Origin of the sequence: Streptomyces sp. CA-146814 (genome assembly GCF_050942385.1) — a bacterium.
Classification (GTDB): Bacteria; Actinomycetota; Actinomycetes; order Streptomycetales; family Streptomycetaceae; genus Streptomyces.
Genome location: NZ_CP192068.1, coordinates 822,325 through 839,922, shown reverse-complemented (window position 1 = coordinate 839,922; position 17,598 = coordinate 822,325). Strand labels below are relative to the sequence as shown.

The following is a 17,598-nucleotide window of genomic DNA, read 5'->3' as shown; positions in this document are numbered from 1 at the left end:
ACCGTGGGACCGAACCTCGGAGGTGACGCAGAGATTAAGAGGACTAGACCAGTGCGTCAATAGGTCTGGACCTTTAGTGCTCAACTTTCTGAATGACTACGTTGTCACCGACATGTCGGACTTCCTCTGGGCGGGTTTGTGCCAGACATCCTGTGACCCAGCCCACAGGGCTCACCCGCATGGCCGAGGAGCGTCCGTGGCAGACTGGTTCCGTACCAGTAGCAGCGCACTCCGGGGTCGGTGCAATTCCGAACCGGCGGTTATAGTCCGCGACCCGTCCGCAGCCAGCGGCCGGTTGACCAGGTGGGATTCCTGGACCGACGGTTAAAGTCCGGATGGGAGGCAGTGCGCGGCGGTTTCGTCATCGGTACGCCGCCGTAGGCGGACGCATGGCCGGGATGGTCCGGATCCCTGCGTCCCTTCTCGGGTTTTTCGGCGTCTCCCCTGATGAGCCCGCTTCATCTGTCGTCATCGACAGGCCCCGGAGTCCGTGCCCGAAGAGGCAGGAGGACCCGGTGGCCACCGCAGCCGACATCACCGCCATGGGCCGAGCCGTCACGCTCGCCGCCCGCGGTCTCGGCTCCACCAGCCCCAATCCGGTCGTCGGATGTGTCATCACCGACGCCTCCGGAGCCCTGGCCGGTGAAGGCTTCCACCAGCGCGCCGGAGGGCCGCACGCCGAGGTCCACGCCCTGCGCGCGGCCGGTGAGCGGGCCCGGGGCGGCACCGCCTACGTCACCCTCGAACCCTGCAACCACACCGGCCGCACCGGCCCCTGCGCCCAGGCCCTCCTGGCCGCCGGGATCAGCCGGGTCGTGTACGCGGTCGGCGACCCGAACCCGCAGGCCACCGGCGGTGCCGACACCCTGCGCGCGGCCGGCGTCCAGGTCGAGCAGGGCCTCCTCGCCGACGAGGCGGAGGCCGGGAACGCCGCCTGGCTCACCTCGGTGCGGCTCGGCCGCCCGTACGTCCTGTGGAAGTACGCCGCCACCCTGGACGGCCGCATCGCCGCCGCCGACACCACCAGCCGCTGGATCACCTCGCCCGAGGCCCGCGCCGACGTCCACCGGCTCCGCGCCGAGGCCGACGCGGTGATCGTGGGCTCCGGCACCGCCCGCGCCGACGACCCCCAGCTCGGCGTCCGAGGCATCGACGGCGCCACCCAGCCCCTCCGCGTCGTCGTCGACACGAACGCCACCGCCGTCAAGCCCGGCGCCCGGGTCCTGGACGACACCGCGCCCACCCTGGTCGCCGTCGCCGCCGACGCCCCGGCCGACCACCTCCCCGAGGGCGTCGCCCTGCGGCTGCCCCGCGCCGCCACCGGCACCGGCCTGGACCTCGACGCCCTCCTCGCCGCACTCCACGGGCGCGGCGTCCTCTCCGTACTCCTCGAAGGCGGCCCCACCCTCGCCGGAGCCTTCGTCGCCGCGGGAAAGGTCGACAAAGTCGTCGGCTATCTCGCCCCGGTCCTCCTCGGCGCGGGCCCCGCGGCCCTCGGCGACGCCGGAATCACCACCATCTCCCGCGCGTTGCGCCTCGATGTGACCGAGACGGTCCGCATCGGCCCCGATCTGCGCATCACCGCCGCCCCCGCCCCTGCTCGGAAGGGAAACTGAGTGTTCACCGGAATTGTCGAAGAACTGGGTGAGGTCACCGCCGTCGAGCAGCTCGACGACGCCTCCCGCTTCCGGCTGCGCGGCCCCGTCGTCACCGACGGCGCCAAGCACGGCGACTCCATCGCGGTGAACGGCGTCTGCCTCACCGTCGTGGAGACCGGCGACGGCGAGTTCACCGCCGACGTGATGGCCGAGACCCTCAAGCGCTCCAGCCTCGGCGCCCTCACCACCGGCTCCCGCGTCAACCTGGAGCGCCCGATGGCGCTCGGCGGCCGGCTCGGCGGACACATCGTCCAGGGCCACGTGGACGGCACCGGCACCATCGTCGAGCGCACCCCCTCCGAGCACTGGGAGATCGTCAAGGTCTCCCTGCCGCCCGAGCTGACCCGGTACGTCGTCGAGAAGGGCTCCATCACGGTCGACGGCGTCAGCCTCACCGTCGTCGAGGCGGCGGCCGACTTCTTCACCATCAGCCTCATCCCCACCACCCTCGCCCTGACCACGCTCGGCCACAAGCAGCCCGGCGACCCGGTCAACCTGGAGGTGGACGTGATCGCCAAGTACGTCGAGCGGCTGCTCGGCGACCGGTCCGGCTCCGCGCAGGGCCTGCTGAGCGACCAGGCCGCCGGGCAGGACCTGCCACTCGGAGACCAGGCCGCCGGGCAGGACCTGCCACTCGGATACCAGGCCGCCGGGCAGGACCCGCGATGAACACCGTCTCCTGGCTCAACTCCGAAGCCTTCACCGTGTTCGGCCAGCACATCAAGTGGGCCGACATGATCGGCAACCTCATCGGCCTGGCCGCACTGGCCCTCGGCTGGCGGCGCTCCATCTGGACCTGGCCCGCCCAGCTCCTCGCCGGGGCCATCCTCTTCACGGCCTTCGCCTCCGCCCACCTCTCCGGCAGCGCGGGCAAGCAGCTGGTCGTCATCGTCGTGGCCCTGTGGGGCTGGCAGGCGTGGAAGCGCGGCAAGCAGCAGGCCCAGGACGGCTCCCTCGCCGTCCGCTTCGCCACCTGGCGCGAGCGCGGCGTACTGATCGGCGGGGCGGCCCTCGGCACCCTCGCCGTCGGAGGCCTGTTCACCCTCTTCCCGTCGCTCTCCTGGGACCCGTGGCCGGACGCGTACATCTTCGTCGGCACGATCGTCGCGATGTACGCCCAGGCCAAGGGCATGGTCGAGTTCTGGTTCGCCTGGCTCCTGGTCGACCTCGTCGGCGTCCCGCTGAACTTCGCCAACGGCTTCGCCTTCTCCGGCTTCGTCTACATCATCTACGGCGCCCTCGTCCTGTGGGGCATGCGCGACTGGTGGCTGCGTACGCGGACACCCGCTCTGGAAGGAGCCACGGCATGACTGCTCAGCCCACCTGGCTGCACCCCGGCCACGACCCGCTCGCCGAGGACCTCTCCCTGGACCCCGTCGAGCAGGCCATCCGTGACATCGCCGCCGGCCGGCCCGTCGTGGTCGTCGACGACGAGGACCGCGAGAACGAGGGCGACCTCGTCATCGCCGCCGAGATGGCGACCCCGGAGATCGTCGCCTTCATGATGAGCGAGTGCCGGGGCCTGATCTGCGCACCCATGGAGAGCGACGAGCTGGAGCGGCTCGAACTCCCGCAGATGGTCGCCGACAACACCGAGTCGATGCAGACCGCCTTCACCGTCTCCGTCGACGCCTCCGCCGCCCACGGCGTCACCACCGGCATCTCCGCCGCCGACCGCGCCACCACCCTGCGGATGCTCGCGGGCGGGGCCGCCGGACCCGGCGACTTCGTCCGCCCCGGCCACATCTTCCCGCTGCGCGCCCGCTCCGGCGGCGTCCTCGTCCGCAACGGCCACACCGAGGCCGCCGTCGATCTCGCCAGGCTCGCCGGACTGCGCCCGGCCGGGGCGATCGTGGAGATCGCGGGGGAGGACGGCACCATGCTGCGCCTGCCCGAGCTGGTCCCGTTCGCCCGCAAGCACGGCCTCACGATCATCTCCATCGAGGACCTGATCGCCTACCGCCGCAGCGCCGAGCCCACCGTCCGCCGCGAGGCGCAGACCCGGCTGCCGACGCAGTTCGGCGACTTCACCGCGTACGGCTACCGCTCCACCGTCGACGGCGTCGAACATGTCGCGCTCGTCCACGGCGACATCACCGAGAACGGCGGCGAGGACATCCTCGTCCGGATCCACTCCGAGTGCCTGACCGGCGACATCTTCCAGTCCCAGCGCTGCGACTGCGGCCCCCAGCTGCACGCCTCCATGCAGCGCATCACGGAGGAGGGCCGGGGCGTCGTCGTCTACCTCCGGGGCCACGAAGGGCGCGGCATCGGCCTGCTCTCCAAGCTCCGCGCGTACGAACTCCAGGAGCGCGGCGTCGACACCCTGGACGCCAACCTGGAGCTCGGCCTGCCCGCCGACGCCCGCGACTACGCGGCCGGCGCGCAGATCCTCAAGGACCTCGGCGTACGCAGCCTCCGGCTGATGACCAACAACCCGGAGAAGACCGACGCCGTCCTGCGCCACGGACTCGCCGTCACCGGCCGGGAGCCCATGCCCGTCCAGGCCGGCGAGCACAATCTGCGGTACCTGCGCACCAAGCGCGACCGCATGGGCCACGACCTGCCCTGGCTGGACGGCGCCCCCGCGTCGCCCTGCGCCAACCAGTAACGACCGACCACCACCACGCAACGAGCTTCAGGAGAACCATGAGCGGCAAGGGTGCACCCGAACTGTCCGTACGCAACTGCGCCGACCTCCGGGTGGCCGTCATCGCGGCCCAGTGGCACGAGAAGGTCATGGACGGCCTCGTCGACGGCGCCCTGCGCGCCCTGCACGAGCTCGGCATCGACGAGCCGACGCTGCTCCGCGTCCCCGGCTCCTTCGAGCTGCCCGTCGTCGCCAAGGTGCTCGCCGGCCGGGGCTACGACGCGATCGTTGCTCTGGGCGTGATCATCCGTGGCGGCACCCCGCACTTCGAGTACGTGTCCCAGGGCGTCACCATGGGCCTCACGCAGGTCACCGTCGACACCGGTGTCCCCGTCGGCTTCGGCGTACTGACGTGCGACACCGAGGAGCAGGCGCTCGACCGGGCGGGCATCGAAGGGTCCAACGAGGACAAGGGGCACGAAGCGGTCACCGCCGCCGTCGCCACCGCGGCCACGCTGCGGACCGTCAGCGAACCCTGGCGCTGAGTACCGCCCGGCGACCCCGTATTCTGAGGACCATCATGGCGAACAAAACCTTCGAAGAGCTCTTCGCCGAGCTCCAGCTCAAGGCCGCCGAAGGCGACCCCTCCACCTCGCGCACCGCCGAACTGGTGGACAAGGGCGTCCATGCCATCGGCAAGAAGGTCGTCGAGGAGGCCGCCGAGGTCTGGATGGCCGCCGAGTACGAGGGCAAGGAAGCCGCCGCCGAGGAGATCTCCCAGCTGCTGTACCACGTCCAGGTGATGATGGTCGCCCGTGGTATCTCGCTCGACGACGTCTACGCCCATCTCTGAGCCCGGCCCGAGCACCGCACGTCCCCCGTTCTCCCTCCGCACAAAGGAACCTGACCTCATGCTGCGCATCGCCGTCCCCAACAAGGGTGCACTCTCCGGCTCTGCGATGGCGATGCTCCATGAGGCGGGCTACCAGCAGCGCAAGGAGTCCAAGGAACTGGTCCTGGTCGACCCGGCGAACGAGGTCGAGTTCTTCTACCTCCGCCCCCGGGACATCGCGATCTACGTCAGCTCCGGCAAGCTCGACATCGGCATCACCGGCCGCGACCTGCTCCTGGACTCCGGCGCCGACGCCGAGGAGATCCTCCAGCTCGGCTTCGCCCGTTCGACCTTCCGCTACGCCACCAAGCCCGGCACCGCCACGGGCCCGCAGGACTTCGACGGCATGACGATCGCCACCTCGTACGAGGGCATCGTCGCCGCCCACCTCAAGGAGTCCGGCGTCAAGGCGTCCATCGTCCACCTCGACGGTGCGGTCGAGACCGCCATCGAGCTGGGCGTCGCCCAGATCATCGCGGACGTCGTCGAGACCGGCACCAGCATGCGCAACGCCGGACTCGAAGTGATCGGCGACCCGATCATGACCTCCGAGGCCGTCGTCATCCGCCGCAACGGCGCCCCGACCGACGACCCCAAGGTCCAGCAGTTCCTGCGCCGCCTCCAGGGCGTCCTGGTCGCCCGGTCCTACGTGATGATGGACTACGACTGCCGCGTCGAGCACCTGGAGCGCGCCGTCGCCCTCACCCCGGGCCTGGAGTCGCCGACCATCTCCCCGCTGCACCACGAGGGCTGGGTCGCCGTCCGCTCCATGGTCGCCGCCAAGGAGGCGCAGCGGATCATGGACGACCTGTACGAGCTCGGCGCCCGCGCCATCCTCACCACGGCCATCCACGCCTGCCGTCTCTGAGCACCACGGCGATCCACGCCTGCCGTCTCTGAGCACCACGGCCATCCCGCCTGCCGCGTCTGAGCGCCCGGCCACCGCACAACCCGAGAGAAGACCCCGATGTCCGCGCCCCGGCCCGAAGTCCCCGCCCTCCCGGTCACCTTCCGGCCCACCCGCACCCGGGTGGTCCTGCTGAGCGTGGGCCTGGCGATGTTCCTCGTCATCACGGTCATCGCCCTGATGCTGGAGCGGCTCAACCCGGGGGAGCGGATCACCTTCGTCTTCGTCGCCGCGCTCTTCTTCGGCGTCCTGGCCCTGCTCAGCAGGCCCCGGGTCACCGCCGACGACACCGGCGTCACCGTCGTCAACCTCACCCGGACCCGCAGGCTGGCGTGGGAGGAGATCCTCCGCGTCAACCTGCGCTCCGGCGACCCCTGGGTCTTCCTCGACCTCAGCGACGGCACCAGCATGCCCGCCCTCGGCATCCAGCCCGGTATCGCCAAGCAGCAGGCCATCCGCGACGCCCGCGCCCTGCGCGCGCTGGCCGAGTCCCGTTCGACCACCGGCGACGACACCCCCTGACCGGCGGAGCCCCCGCGCCACGCCGGGCCCTGTTGTCTACTGTGGTGGACGGCGGCGCCCCGTGCCGCCCCACCCCGCCGATCCACGGCCCCCTGCCCGGGGCCCGCGGGGCCTTCCTTCGACCCAAGGAGTGACTCCCTCCAGCAATGGACGGATCGTCCGGTAGTACCTGCGCCGCCCCTTCACCGGAGGCGGCGGCCTCATGACCACCCCTCTGCTGCTCCTCGCGGCGGCCTTCCTCCTCATCCTCGCCAACGGATTCTTCGTGGCGGCCGAGTTCGGGCTCGTCACCGTGGACCGGCCCGACGCCGAACGCGCGGCCGCCGAAGGCGACCGGCGGGCCCGTACCGTCGTCCACGCCCTGCGCGAACTCTCCTTCCAGCTTTCCGGCACCCAGCTCGGCATCACCATCACCTCCTTGGTCGTCGGCATGCTCGCCGAACCGGCCCTCGCCCAGCTGCTCGCCGGACCCCTCACCGCCACCGGACTGCCCGCCGGCGCGGTCCCGGGCGTCGGCATCGTCATCGGGATGCTCCTGGCCTCCGCCGTCCAGATGGTCGTCGGCGAACTCGTCCCGAAGAACTGGGCGGTCTCCCGGCCGCTCCAGGTCGCCCGCTTCGTCGCCGGACCGCAGGCCCGCTTCGCCACGCTGCTGCGGCCCGTCATCACCGCGCTGAACACGCTGGCCAACCGGCTGGTCCGGCTCTTCGGCGTCGAGCCCACCGACGAGCTGGCCTCCGCCCGCACCCCCGGCGAACTGGTCTCCCTGGCCCGCCACTCCGCCGAGGCCGGCGCCCTGGAACAGGACACCGCCGACCTCTTCGTACGGACCCTGTCGCTCGCCGGGCTCACCGCCCAGCACGTCATGACCCCCCGCGTGAAGGTGAACGCCCTGCACTCCTCCGCGACCGCCGCGGACGTCCTCAACCTCACCCGCGCCACCGGCCTCTCCCGCTTCCCGGTCTACCGGGACCGCATCGACGAGGTCGTCGGCATGGTCCACCTCAAGGACGCCCTCGCCGTCCCCGCCCACGAGCGCCTGCGCACCCCGGCCGGCCGGATCGCCGTCGCCCCGCTCCTGGTGCCCGGCACCCTGCCCGTCGAGCGGCTGCTGCGGCGGCTGCGCCATGAGCAGCCGATAGCCGTCGTGGTCGACGAGTACGGCGGCACCGCCGGGGTCGTCACCCTGGAGGACATCATCGAGGAGCTCGTCGGCGAGGTCCGCGACGAGCACGACGCAGAGGGCTCCGACCGCCCCGAACTCACCGCCGCCACCGGCGAGGACGGCCACCTGGCCTGGGACGCCGAAGGCAGCTGCCGGGTCCACACCTTGCGCCGGGCCGGTCTGGAGCTGCCGGAGGGGCCGTACGAGACCGTCGCCGGGCTCGTCGCCGACCTGCTCGGCCGCATCCCCGCGCCGGGCGACCGGATCGGACTCCCCGGCTGGCGGATCACCGTCCGCCGGGTCGGCCACAACCGAGCGGAGCAGGTCCGCTTCACCCGGCTTCCCGGCCCGCAGGAGCCCGTACGAGCCCTGCTGAAGGCACCGGCACACGGCGCACCGGACGCATCCGTACCCGCCCTGCCGGAGCCCGCCCCCACTCTGCCGGAGCCCGCCCCCGCCCTGCTGGAGGCCGTGCGATGAGCCTGCTCCAACTCCTCTTCGCCGCCTTCCTCGTCCTGGCCAACGGCTTCTTCGTCGGTGCCGAGTTCGCCCTCGTCTCCGTCCGCCGCAGCCAGATCGAACCGCTGGCCGCCCAAGGATCGAGCCGCGCCCGCACGGTCCTGTACGGGCTGGAGAACCTGCCGCGCATGATGGCCGCCGCGCAGTTCGGCATCACCGTCTGCTCGCTCACCCTCGGAGCCGTCGCCGAGCCGACCGTGGCCCGCCTCCTGGAGCCGGTCTTCCACCTGCTCCACATCCCCGAAGGGCTCATCCACCCGCTCGGCTTCGCGCTGGCGCTCGCGCTCGTCGTCGCCCTGCACCTGGTCATCGGCGAGATGGTGCCGAAGAACCTCGCGATGGCGGCTCCCGAGCGCACCGCGCTCTGGCTCAGCCCCGGCCTGGTCGCCTTCGCCCGGCTCTGCCGTCCGGTCACCACCGCGCTGGGCGCCTGCGCCGGTGCGGTGCTGCGCGGCTTCGGGGTCGAACCCAAGGACGAGGTGGAGGCCGTCTTCACCAGCGAGCAGCTCAACCGCCTGGTCGAGGACTCCGGCCAGGCCGGGCTGCTCGGCCCGGAGGCGCAGGAGCGGCTGGAGGACGCGCTGGTCCTCGGCAGCCGGCCGGTGACCGATGTCCTGCTGGAGCGGGACGGGCTGGTGACCGTGGACCCGTCGGTGACGCCGCGCCGGATCGAGGAGCTGACGGTACGGACCGGCTTCTCCCGCTTCCCCGTCTGCGCGGCGGGCGGCGAAGGCCCCTTCATGGGCTACCTGCACGTCAAGGACGTCCTGGACCTGGAGGACGCCGACCGGGCGGTCCCGCAGCAGCTCTGGCGCCCGATGACCACCGTGCGGGCCGAACTCCCGCTCGACGACGCCCTGACGGTGATGCGCCGCGCCGCGACGCACCTGGCCCAGGTCGCGGACGGCTCGGGCCGCGTCCTCGGCCTGGTGGCGATGGAGGACGTCCTGGAGACCCTGGTCGGCGAGGTCCGCGACCCGGCCCACCGGGTGGTCCCGGTGCCGCTGCGCACGGTGGACGCGGCGGGTGCGGAGGACCGGGCGCTGGTCTCCTGAGGGGTATGGGGGTGGGCCGGGCGGGAGAGACCGGCCCGGCCCACCCCCGTACGGGCCGCTCCTGAGGCCTCACACCCCGCCCGGCTCCTGCTTCCCCCGCCCCACCGGGCCGCGCCCTGACAGCACCTCGCCGTACGCCTGCATCAGGTCCGGCAGCCGGAGCGTGGACAGGTCCTCCCGGCTCAGCGTCCCCGGATAGCCGGAGAGCCGCAGATCGCGGTAGGCGCAGCTCTTCTCGTACAGCGTGCGCAGGAAGCGGCCGTTGCCCAGCTCGTCGATCCAGCCCTGGTCCACCACATGACCGCTGATGGAGCGCAGCTCGTCGACCGCCTCCTCGTCCCACACGTCGTCGTTCTCGGCGGCCAGCACGCTGCCGATCGCGGTGAGTTCGAGCGGCCGGTAGCTGGGGAAGTCGACCCGGCTGGTGAACCGGGAGGAGAGCCCGGGGTTGGTGGCGAGGAGGCGGTCCATGCCTTCCGGGTACCCCGCGAGGATGACGACGAGGTGGTCCCGGTTGTCCTCGGCCCGCTTCAGGAGGACCTGGAGGGCCTCGTCGCCGTACGCATCGCCCTTGCTGTAACCGGAGTTGGCCAGGCTGTACGCCTCGTCGACGAAGAGCACCCCGCCGAGCGCCGAGTCGATCAGCTCGTTGGCCTTCACCGCCGTCTGGCCCAGGAACTCGCCCACCAGGTCGGCGCGTTGGGCCTCGATCAGATGGTCGCCGCCGAGGAGCCCCAGCGCGTAGAAGACCCGGCCGAGGATGCGGGCCACCGTGGTCTTGCCGGTGCCGGAGGGGCCGGAGAAGACGAAGTGGCGCTTCGGCGGCTGGACCGGGAGCCCCTGCTCGGCCCGGAGCCGGGCCATGTTGAGCTGCGCGGAGAGCGCCTTCACCTGTCGCTTCACCGGCTCCAGGCCGACCATGCGCTCCAGTTGGGCCAGCGCCTCGGCCAGCAGGACCGGATCGCTCGGCCCGGCCGGGAACGCCGGCGGCTTCCGCGTCTTCGTCCGCCGTACGCCTTCGACCGGGCCGGTCGGAGAAGGCGCCGAGCCGCCTCCGCCCCCGTCCCCGGCCCCGTTCCCGCCTCCGTCACCATCGCCGAGCAGCCCGGCGTCACCGATCGGCCACGGCTCGCGGCCGTCCACCAGATCCGTCCCCAGCGCCGCGTCGCCGTCCACCAGCGCCTCGGCGCCCGTGCTCCCCGCCCCTCCCGCTCCGAATCCGGTCAGCATCACGGCGGCCAGGTCGGCGGACTCGTCGTACCCGTCGCCCTCCGAGATCGCCGCGAGGCGGGCCGAGGTGTCCATGAACGCCGGGTCGACCCGGTGCACCGCCCGGTACAGCGGCAGCGCCGCCGCACTGCGCCCGGTCCCCTCGTGGGCCCGCGCCAGCCAGTAGCGCAGCTCCTTGCGCTGCGGCTGCTCGCTGCGGCAGCGCATCAGGGCGGCGGAGAGCAGCGGTTCGGCCTGCCCGTACATCTCCAGCCGGACCCGGGCCATACCGCCGAAGAGCCCCGCCTCGATGCCGAGCATGGGATCGTCGACGAGCTGTTCGGTGTAACGGACCAGCTGCTCCCAGTCCTTGACCAGATACGAGCGGCAGGCGTGCAGGAACCGCACCTGCGCATCCGTGTCCACCGGCGGCAGCCCCGCCAACGCCCGGTCCAACTCCGGCACATGGCGTCCGTCCAGCCAGTGCGAGGCGTGGGCGAGCAGCAGATCACGCGGGCTCTCCAGCAGCGGCTGCACCCACCAGCCCAGCCAGTACCAGGAGTTGAGCGGCCGCCGGTGCCGGGCCCGCTGTTCGCCGAAGCGGTCGCGGTGCCGGTACATGCGTAACAGCGCGGTGGCGGTGTCGATGCGCAGCGCGTGGAGGCCGAGCCAGCCGTCCGCCATGCCGGGATCGATCCGTACCGCAGCTCTGAACTCCTCCTCGGCCTGCGGATAGGCGCCCATCGTGTAGGCGTCCATGCCGCGCAGCCAGGCGAGGTCGGCGGGGGCGTGTGCGCCCGGTGTGCCGATGTCCATCAGGTCCCCCACGCCAACCGTTCCCCCAGGATGTCCCGCCCGCACAGCATGCCCACCTGAGCGTGCCGAATCACTGCGCGGAGGAAGGGAATTGACCGCACCGGGGTGCATCGTACCTGCGCAAGGGGGAGCGAGCCGGTCAACGGCGGACCGGGCGGGTGGTGACCGAGGGTGAGCGGATCGCTCTGCGTGGTCGCCGGGCGGCGGGGCGCGCACAGGACGAAGCCCCCGATCACGGGGGAACAACCGGGGGCTTCGCGTCTGTGGGGGCTCCGAAAAGCCGCACAATGAGAACGTAAGACCAGTAAGGCCCCTCGGTCAAGCCGAGTTGGGGCACTTCCCGGCTGATTTCCGACTGCTCAGTACGGCGGTGTGTGCTGCTTACCGTCGGTGACGAAACGGTTCGCTCCCGCTGTCGCGCCGGGCCCCTCCTGCCACGTGTATCCCTCCGGCACCTGACGTACCAGCAGATCGGCGTACGGACGTGAAGGGTCCTCGGCGAAGTGCGCCGCCTCGGCGGCGGTCCACCCGTTCCAGAACTCCGTGAGCCCCGCGCCGTCCCGCGCCCTCCCGCGCCCCCAGGAGGCCTCCCGCTCCAGCTCCATCCAGCAGAGCGCCGCCAGCCACGGCCGCACCTCCCGGCGGCCCGCCCCGACACCCTCGACCAGGACCACCGGGGCCGGCTCCAGGGTCCGCGCGGGGCCGAAGCGCCGCTCGGTCCAGTCGTACGGCGCGTACTGGGCCGCCTCGCCGCGCGCGAGGGGCAGGAGCACCTGGCCCCGCAGCCGTCCGACCCAGCCGAACAGCTCCTCGTGGGTGGCGAGATCGTCCACATGGAGCACCGGCGCACCCCCCAGAGCCTCCGCCAGCCGCCCGGCGAACGTGCTCTTGCCGGACCCCGCGTGCCCGTCCACCGCGACGAGCCGGACCGGCCCGCAGGAGGCGGGCAGCGAGCGCAGGTCGGCGGCGTGGCGGGCCAGGTCGTTCATGCGTCCAGCGTACGGGCCGGAGGCCGGTGGGCCCGGCGCGCCGCAGGTCACGCCAGTGGTCCAGACCCATATTGGTGGCGCGGCGCAGGCCGAAAAGCTGGCCCGACCGCGCCCGGAGCCGGGATAGTTGGCGCACCGATCGGCATCCGCAGCCCCACTCCCACCCATGACCCGGGGGTTTCGCCCATGACCAGTCCGACCTCACGCAGGACCGTCCTGACCGCCGCACTCGCGGCAGCAGCGGCCGGAGCGGGCACCGCCGCATCCACCGGACCCGCATCCGCCGCTTCCGCGTCGACACCCTCCGCACCCCAGGCAGCCGCACCTCTCGTGGACAACCGTTTCTGGCACACGTACACCGACTGGCGCTGGGGCTCCGGCGACGGCACCCGCGTTTTCGCCGGCGTCCGCCCCGGCCTGGCCATCGCCACCGCCACGGGCCGCACCGACTACACCGACCCGCACACGGGCCGGACGGCCGCCTGGGAGTACGCCACCTGGACCTCGCCGCTCCACCGCACCGCCGTCCCCGCCACCGAACTGATCACCTCCTGGAACGCCCGTACGCCCGCGGGCACCTGGATCGCCGTCGAGCTCAGCGCCAGCTACGCCGACTCCACCACCACCCCGTGGTTCGTGATGGGCCGCTGGGCCTCCGGCGACGGCGACATCCGCCGCACCTCGGTGGACGACCAGGGCGACCCGCACAGCTCGGTCTGGACCGACACGCTCTCGGTGGACGACTCGGCGAGCGGCGTACGTTTCGTCGCGTACCGCCTCCGCCTCACCCTGTACCGCACCCCGGGCAGCCGCCTGACCCCCACGGTCCGGCGCGTCGGCGCGATGGCCTCCGACATCCCCGACCGCTTCACCGTCCCGGCGACCACCCCGGTCCACGCCCGCGAACTGCGGGTCCCGCGCTACTCGCAGAACGTCCACATCGGCCAGTACCCGGAGTACGACAACGGCGGCGAGGCGTGGTGCAGCCCGACCTCCTCGCAGATGATCGTCGAGTACTGGGGCCGCAAGCCGACCGCCGAGGACCTCGCCTGGGTCCGGCCCGGCCTGCCCGACCCGCAGGTCTGCCACGCCGCCCGCTACACGTACGACTACCAGTACGGCGGCTGCGGCAACTGGCCCTTCAACGCCGCCTACGCCGCCACCTACCGCGACCTGAACGCGGTCGTCACCCGCCTCGGCTCGCTCACCGACCTGGAGCGGCTGGTCCACGCGGGAATCCCCGTCATCACCTCGCAGTCCTTCCTCCAGGAGGAGCTGCCCGGAGCGGGTTACGGGACGGCGGGCCACCTGATGGCGGTGGTCGGCTTCACCCGCGAGGGTGACGTGATCGCCAACGATCCGGCTTCGCCGGACAACGAGGCGGTCCGCCGCGTCTACCCGCGGCGCGACTGGGAGAACATCTGGCTCCGCACCAAGCGCTACAACGCGAACGGCCAGGTCCGCAGCGGTACGGGCGGGGTCTGTTACGTGTACTGGCCGTCGGGGCCGACACCGGGACAGCGCCGCGTGCTGCGGTCGCTCGGGCTGCTCTGACTCCGTCAAGGAGGCCTTGAATCAAGAGAGTTGACCGGAGCGTGCGATAAGTTGACGCGGTGACCGACATCGCATCGCGTATCGACACGACCCGGCCGCACACCGCCCGGATATGGAACTACTGGACCGGCGGGAAGGACCACTACCCCGTCGACCGGGAGGCCGGCGACCGGATCCGGGCGCTGCACCCCGGCATCGGGGAGTACGCGAAGGCGGACCGGCTGTTCCTGGGCCGGGCGGTCCGCCACCTGGCCGGTCAGGAGGGCATCCGGCAGTTCCTGGACATCGGTACGGGGCTGCCGAGCGCCGACAACACGCACGAGGTCGCCCAGCGCGCCGCCCCGGACGCGCGGGTCGTGTACGTGGACAACGACCCGCTCGTCCTGGCGCACGCGCGCGCTCTGCTGGTGGGGACGCCCGAGGGGCGCACCGACTACCTGGACGCGGATCTGCGGGACATCGACACGATCCTGGCCGCGGCGGCGAAGACGCTCGACCTCTCGCAGCCGGTCGCGCTGATGCTGCTCGGCGTCGTCATCTTCATCGAGGACGACGAGGAGTCGTACGCCCTCGTCCGCCGCCTCATGGACGCGCTCGCCCCCGGCAGCCACCTCGTCCTGTCCCACACGGTCACGCACCCCGACATGCCGGACGTCGACGAGGCGGTGGCCTTCTGGAACGAGCACGGCACCCCGAAGCTCACCCAGCGGACCCCCGCCGCCGTCGCGCGCTACTTCGACGGCCTGGAGCTGCTGGAGCCCGGCGTGGTGTCCTGCTCGGCGTGGCGGCCGGAGCAGGCGGTGCCGGACGTCGCGATGTACGCGGGCGTCGGCCGGAAGTGACGTCACGGTGAGGCGCCCGGCCGGGTGGTCCCGGCCGGGCGCCTCGTACCGGACACTCAGGCGGTACGCCGCTGTCGCCGTACCGCGCCCACCACCACGTCGACCACCAGGAACGCGGCCAGCGTCACGCCGAGGACCGGCAGCGCCCAGCCCAGGGCGATGACCGCCGGGACGCCCAGGATCAGGACCGGCAGCGGCAGCCGCCGCCAGGCGCCGCGCTCCGGGGCCCGGCCGACGGGCGCGCGGCGGTCGTCGCGGGTGGGCCGTCGCTGCCACCACATGCGGTAGCCCCAGACGATCACCGCCGTCAGACCCAGCGCGATCACCGCCAGGACGATCTGGTTGACGACTCCGAACAGCACGCCCATGTGCCCCTGCACGCCCAGCTTGCTGAGCTTGGACAGGGCCGGGTGGTCGGCCCAGTAGGTGCGCGCGGTGACCTCGCCGCCGGCCACGTCCACGGCGACCCGGTCGTAGTGCACCGGCCAGACGTTGTCGTTCTGCGCCACGGTCCACGCGCTCGCCGCGTCCGCCGCGGGCGTGACCACCACCGTGCCGCCGAGACCCGCGTCCCGGGCCGCCGCGAGGGCCGTGTCGAAGCCGGCCGGGTCGGCGTCGGCCGTCGCTTCGCCGGAGCCGCCGTGACCGGCGTGGTCCGAGTGGTCCTCGGCGGGAGCCTCCGCGCCCGGGAGCGCGGTGTCGAGGGCCGGGGCGTTGCCGCCGGCCGCGTCCAGCAGCCGGCCGAACCGCTCACCGGCATAGTTCGACCAGGTCAGACCGGTGGCGCTCAGGAACAGCAGCCCCAGAGCCAGCCACACCCCGGTGGCCGCGTGCCAGCTGCGCGTCCGGCGCACCCCACGGGCCTTGCGGTCCGGAACCAGCACACCCCGCGCCGACTTGGCACGCTGTCCACGGCTGCGCCCGATCCACAGGACGAGCCCGCCCGCGACGGCCACCCAGAGCCAGCTCGCGGCGACCTCGGAGTACAGGCGGCCGAACTCGCCGAGGTGGAGGTTGCGGTGGAGGTCGTCGAGCCAGGTGGTGAGCGGCGTCGACCCGAACCAGGTCGTCAGCTCGCCCCGTACCTCGGCGGTGTAGGGGTCGACGAAGACCGTGCGCTGGTTCTCGCCCAGCTCCGGCACCGCGAGCACCACCCGCGTGGTGTCCTCGGGACCCGACGGGGTGATCACCGACGCCGTGGTGCCTTCGGGGTAGGCCGCCCGCGCGGCGGCGATCTGCTCGGCCAGCGGCCGGGGCGCGTCCCCGACCCGCTCGACCCGCAACTGGTCACCGTAGACGAGCTGGTCGAGCTGGGGTGTGAGCGTGTAGGCGAGCCCGGTCAGGGCGGCCACCAGCAGGAAGGGGGCGACGAGGACCCCGGAGTAGAAGTGCAGCCGGACGAGGAGGTGGCGTACGGCGTCCCAGGAGCGGGGCCGGCCGGGGCCGTCGGCGGGTTCGGTGGCGGCGTCCGCCGTGTCGGTGGCGGCCGGTTTCGTGAGGGCGTCCGGTCTGTCGCTGTCCGGCTCGCTTGTCGCGGCGCCGGTGGGGTCGTGGTCGTTCTGCGGTATTTCTTCGGTGCTGCGAGACATGGGTGCTCCTCGGAGGGCAGGGCGGAGGAAGACTCGGCGACCTGCCGGTGGGGGCCGGGTTCTGCCCGGGCGGTGGGACGAGGTGGCGTTGGCGACCCGGCGGCACCCGCACGTACGCCTCAGGGCGCCGGATCGGCTCCGGCGCTCGCGAGGCTGGGTGCGGGCCCGTCAGGCCGCGGTCGCCACCGGCGGCCCACGCCGGTGACAGGACCGGGCGAGGAGCGCCCCGAACCGGATCCGCGCGACCACCGGCGGCACCGGGCGCGACCGGGGCAGGCAGGGGAGGGGAGGGGCGGTCCGGAGGGCGACGCGGGGGACGAGCAGGGCCGCGAGGCGCCGCAGCACCCGCTCCCCGTAGATCACGCAGAGGGCCGTTCCGAGGGTGGCCGCCGCATGGGCGAGAGCCATGCCGGGGTCCATGGCGTGCCCGCCGTCGTGACCGCCGGACGGCCCGGACGCGTGGTGCTCGCCCCCGGGAGTCATGGCGGAGTGCCGGCCTCCGCCGGACGCCGGGAGGAAGTGGAAGGCACCGTGCAGCGCGAACTGCGTACCGCCCAGCACCAGCGTCACGACGTCGAAGCGGCGCCGCCGGCCGCCGAAGAGCAGGGCGCCCTGGAGGCTGAGCGCGAGGAGCAGAAGGGCGAGCACCCCCGCACCGGGCAGCCGTCCGCCCGCCGCGACATGGCTCACGGCACCGAGAAGCAGGCAGGCGGAGCCGCAGAGCAGGCCCCTGGCCGCTCGCGTCGGCCAGCCGCCCCGTGCACGCATGGAGACAAGGTAGCCAGCCGCCGCGCACGCTCCGCCCCGGGGGCCGCCGGCGCTGTCTCTTGCCACGCGGTCTCTTTCCATGGGCCAGTAGTCGGCCAGATGGCCGAAAAAGTTCCCGTACGACTTCTCGTACGACTTCTCGTACGGAAGCCCGTACGAAGTTTCTGTCTGCCGTCCTGTGGCGTCGCCCACAGCAGCCCCTCCCGCCCCGGCTCCACGGGCCCCGGAACCCTTGCCGTATCAGGGGACCGAGCTGCCCCGGGCCGTCCGAGCGGTGACCCGGATCTCGTTTCGCGCCGCGCTCCTGGCTGGCACTGTGGTCGGGCCAGGGGGGCCTCAGCCGGAGTTCGACGAACAGCGAGACGCCATGACCGCGACCACCGCCGCACAGAACGCCCACCACGTCCGCCGCGCCCGCACCGGCGGCCCGGACGACGACGGCCCCGGGCTGCTGGAGCACCTCGCGGGGTGGGCCCTCGTGGTCGTGCTCGCCATGTTCGTCACCCAGGCCGGACTGATGTGA

General features: G+C 72.5%; 17 protein-coding genes and 1 riboswitch. Of the genes, 13 read left to right on the top strand and 4 right to left on the bottom strand.

Annotated elements, in window-relative coordinates:
- Nucleotides 1–222: 222 nt before the first annotated feature.
- Nucleotides 223–353, top strand: a riboswitch (FMN riboswitch).
- A gap of 162 nt (nt 354–515) precedes the next feature.
- The 10 genes from ribD to ACQP09_RS03580 all read left to right on the top strand — a co-directional run bounded on the left by ribD (nt 516) and on the right by ACQP09_RS03580 (nt 9,308).
- The gene (gene ribD, locus ACQP09_RS03625) at nt 516–1,616 is read left to right on the top strand and encodes a bifunctional diaminohydroxyphosphoribosylaminopyrimidine deaminase/5-amino-6-(5-phosphoribosylamino)uracil reductase RibD (RefSeq protein ID WP_433395934.1); all 1,101 of its coding nucleotides are present in this window, start codon (nt 516–518) and stop codon (nt 1,614–1,616) included.
- Nucleotides 1,617–2,327 carry a riboflavin synthase gene (locus ACQP09_RS03620; RefSeq protein WP_433395932.1) on the top strand — a complete coding sequence of 237 codons (711 nt, stop codon included), beginning with the start codon at nt 1,617–1,619 and terminating at the stop codon, nt 2,325–2,327.
- Nucleotides 2,324–2,968, top strand: coding sequence for a nicotinamide mononucleotide transporter family protein (locus ACQP09_RS03615; RefSeq protein ID WP_433395931.1), 645 nt, complete (start codon nt 2,324–2,326; stop codon nt 2,966–2,968). Before ACQP09_RS03620 ends, ACQP09_RS03615 begins: the two co-directional genes overlap by 4 nt.
- The gene (locus ACQP09_RS03610) at nt 2,965–4,269 is read left to right on the top strand and encodes a bifunctional 3,4-dihydroxy-2-butanone-4-phosphate synthase/GTP cyclohydrolase II (RefSeq protein WP_433395929.1); all 1,305 of its coding nucleotides are present in this window, start codon (nt 2,965–2,967) and stop codon (nt 4,267–4,269) included. Before ACQP09_RS03615 ends, ACQP09_RS03610 begins: the two co-directional genes overlap by 4 nt.
- A gap of 38 nt (nt 4,270–4,307) precedes the next feature.
- Entirely contained in the window at nt 4,308–4,793 is a 486-nt protein-coding gene (gene ribH, locus ACQP09_RS03605; protein WP_015607322.1) for a 6,7-dimethyl-8-ribityllumazine synthase, read from the top strand.
- A gap of 35 nt (nt 4,794–4,828) precedes the next feature.
- A complete protein-coding gene (locus ACQP09_RS03600) occupies nt 4,829–5,101 on the top strand; it encodes a phosphoribosyl-ATP diphosphatase (protein WP_018490177.1) in 273 nt (90 codons plus the stop codon).
- A 58-nt stretch (nt 5,102–5,159) separates the two neighbouring features.
- Entirely contained in the window at nt 5,160–6,008 is an 849-nt protein-coding gene (gene hisG / locus ACQP09_RS03595; RefSeq protein ID WP_327217236.1) for an ATP phosphoribosyltransferase, read from the top strand.
- Between the two features lie 99 nt (nt 6,009–6,107).
- Nucleotides 6,108–6,569 carry a PH domain-containing protein gene (locus tag ACQP09_RS03590; RefSeq protein ID WP_433395926.1) on the top strand — a complete coding sequence of 154 codons (462 nt, stop codon included), beginning with the start codon at nt 6,108–6,110 and terminating at the stop codon, nt 6,567–6,569.
- Nucleotides 6,570–6,771: 202 nt separating this feature from the next.
- Nucleotides 6,772–8,214, top strand: coding sequence for a hemolysin family protein (locus ACQP09_RS03585; protein ID WP_433395925.1), 1,443 nt, complete (start codon nt 6,772–6,774; stop codon nt 8,212–8,214).
- On the top strand, nt 8,211–9,308 hold the full coding sequence (locus tag ACQP09_RS03580; protein WP_433395923.1) for a hemolysin family protein: 1,098 nt from the start codon (nt 8,211–8,213) through the stop codon (nt 9,306–9,308). Before ACQP09_RS03585 ends, ACQP09_RS03580 begins: the two co-directional genes overlap by 4 nt.
- Nucleotides 9,309–9,377: 69 nt before the next feature.
- Here ACQP09_RS03580 and ACQP09_RS03575 read toward each other — a convergent pair whose 3' ends face one another.
- Together ACQP09_RS03575 and ACQP09_RS03570 are read right to left on the bottom strand one after the other, a co-directional pair.
- The gene (locus ACQP09_RS03575) at nt 9,378–11,333 is read right to left on the bottom strand and encodes an AAA family ATPase (protein ID WP_433406480.1); all 1,956 of its coding nucleotides are present in this window, start codon (nt 11,331–11,333) and stop codon (nt 9,378–9,380) included.
- Nucleotides 11,334–11,692: 359 nt separating this feature from the next.
- Nucleotides 11,693–12,322: a uridine kinase family protein gene (locus tag ACQP09_RS03570; protein WP_433395921.1), complete on the bottom strand. Its 630-nt coding sequence runs from the start codon at nt 12,320–12,322 to the stop codon at nt 11,693–11,695.
- A gap of 186 nt (nt 12,323–12,508) precedes the next feature.
- On the opposite strand from ACQP09_RS03570, the gene ACQP09_RS03565 reads away from it, so the two are divergent.
- Both ACQP09_RS03565 and ACQP09_RS03560 read left to right on the top strand, forming a co-directional pair.
- Nucleotides 12,509–13,876 (top strand): peptidase C39 family protein, encoded by a 1,368-nt coding sequence (locus tag ACQP09_RS03565; RefSeq protein ID WP_433395919.1) that lies wholly within the window; start codon nt 12,509–12,511, stop codon nt 13,874–13,876.
- Between the two features lie 59 nt (nt 13,877–13,935).
- Entirely contained in the window at nt 13,936–14,718 is a 783-nt protein-coding gene (locus ACQP09_RS03560) for an SAM-dependent methyltransferase (protein ID WP_433395917.1), read from the top strand.
- A 56-nt stretch (nt 14,719–14,774) separates the two neighbouring features.
- On the opposite strand, the gene ACQP09_RS03555 is transcribed toward ACQP09_RS03560, so the two are convergent.
- Nucleotides 14,775–16,307, bottom strand: a complete 1,533-nt coding sequence (locus ACQP09_RS03555; protein WP_433395915.1) for a PepSY-associated TM helix domain-containing protein — start codon at nt 16,305–16,307, stop codon at nt 14,775–14,777.
- Between the two features lie 168 nt (nt 16,308–16,475).
- Nucleotides 16,476–17,075, bottom strand: a complete 600-nt coding sequence (locus ACQP09_RS03550) for a hypothetical protein (RefSeq protein ID WP_433395913.1) — start codon at nt 17,073–17,075, stop codon at nt 16,476–16,478.
- A 367-nt stretch (nt 17,076–17,442) separates the two neighbouring features.
- Here ACQP09_RS03550 and ACQP09_RS03545 point away from each other — a divergent pair, with 367 nt between their 5' ends.
- The gene (locus ACQP09_RS03545; RefSeq protein WP_356211199.1) at nt 17,443–17,598 is read left to right on the top strand and encodes an SCO1431 family membrane protein; all 156 of its coding nucleotides are present in this window, start codon (nt 17,443–17,445) and stop codon (nt 17,596–17,598) included.

Bases quoted from the DNA above. Each gene is read 5' to 3' on its own strand.
- ACQP09_RS03600 (WP_018490177.1), top strand. From the start codon at position 4,829: ATGGCGAACAAAACCTTCGAAGAGCTCTTCGCCGAGCTCCAGCTCAAG.
- ACQP09_RS03550 (WP_433395913.1), bottom strand. From the start codon at position 17,075: ATGCGTGCACGGGGCGGCTGGCCGACGCGAGCGGCCAGGGGCCTGCTC.
- ACQP09_RS03575 (WP_433406480.1), bottom strand. From the start codon at position 11,333: ATGGACATCGGCACACCGGGCGCACACGCCCCCGCCGACCTCGCCTGG.
- ACQP09_RS03555 (WP_433395915.1), bottom strand. From the start codon at position 16,307: ATGTCTCGCAGCACCGAAGAAATACCGCAGAACGACCACGACCCCACC.
- ribH (WP_015607322.1), top strand. From the start codon at position 4,308: ATGAGCGGCAAGGGTGCACCCGAACTGTCCGTACGCAACTGCGCCGAC.
- ACQP09_RS03590 (WP_433395926.1), top strand. From the start codon at position 6,108: ATGTCCGCGCCCCGGCCCGAAGTCCCCGCCCTCCCGGTCACCTTCCGG.
- ACQP09_RS03585 (WP_433395925.1), top strand. From the start codon at position 6,772: ATGACCACCCCTCTGCTGCTCCTCGCGGCGGCCTTCCTCCTCATCCTC.
- ACQP09_RS03565 (WP_433395919.1), top strand. From the start codon at position 12,509: ATGACCAGTCCGACCTCACGCAGGACCGTCCTGACCGCCGCACTCGCG.
- hisG (WP_327217236.1), top strand. From the start codon at position 5,160: ATGCTGCGCATCGCCGTCCCCAACAAGGGTGCACTCTCCGGCTCTGCG.
- ACQP09_RS03570 (WP_433395921.1), bottom strand. From the start codon at position 12,322: ATGAACGACCTGGCCCGCCACGCCGCCGACCTGCGCTCGCTGCCCGCC.
- ACQP09_RS03545 (WP_356211199.1), top strand. From the start codon at position 17,443: ATGACCGCGACCACCGCCGCACAGAACGCCCACCACGTCCGCCGCGCC.
- ACQP09_RS03610 (WP_433395929.1), top strand. From the start codon at position 2,965: ATGACTGCTCAGCCCACCTGGCTGCACCCCGGCCACGACCCGCTCGCC.
- ACQP09_RS03580 (WP_433395923.1), top strand. From the start codon at position 8,211: ATGAGCCTGCTCCAACTCCTCTTCGCCGCCTTCCTCGTCCTGGCCAAC.
- ACQP09_RS03615 (WP_433395931.1), top strand. From the start codon at position 2,324: ATGAACACCGTCTCCTGGCTCAACTCCGAAGCCTTCACCGTGTTCGGC.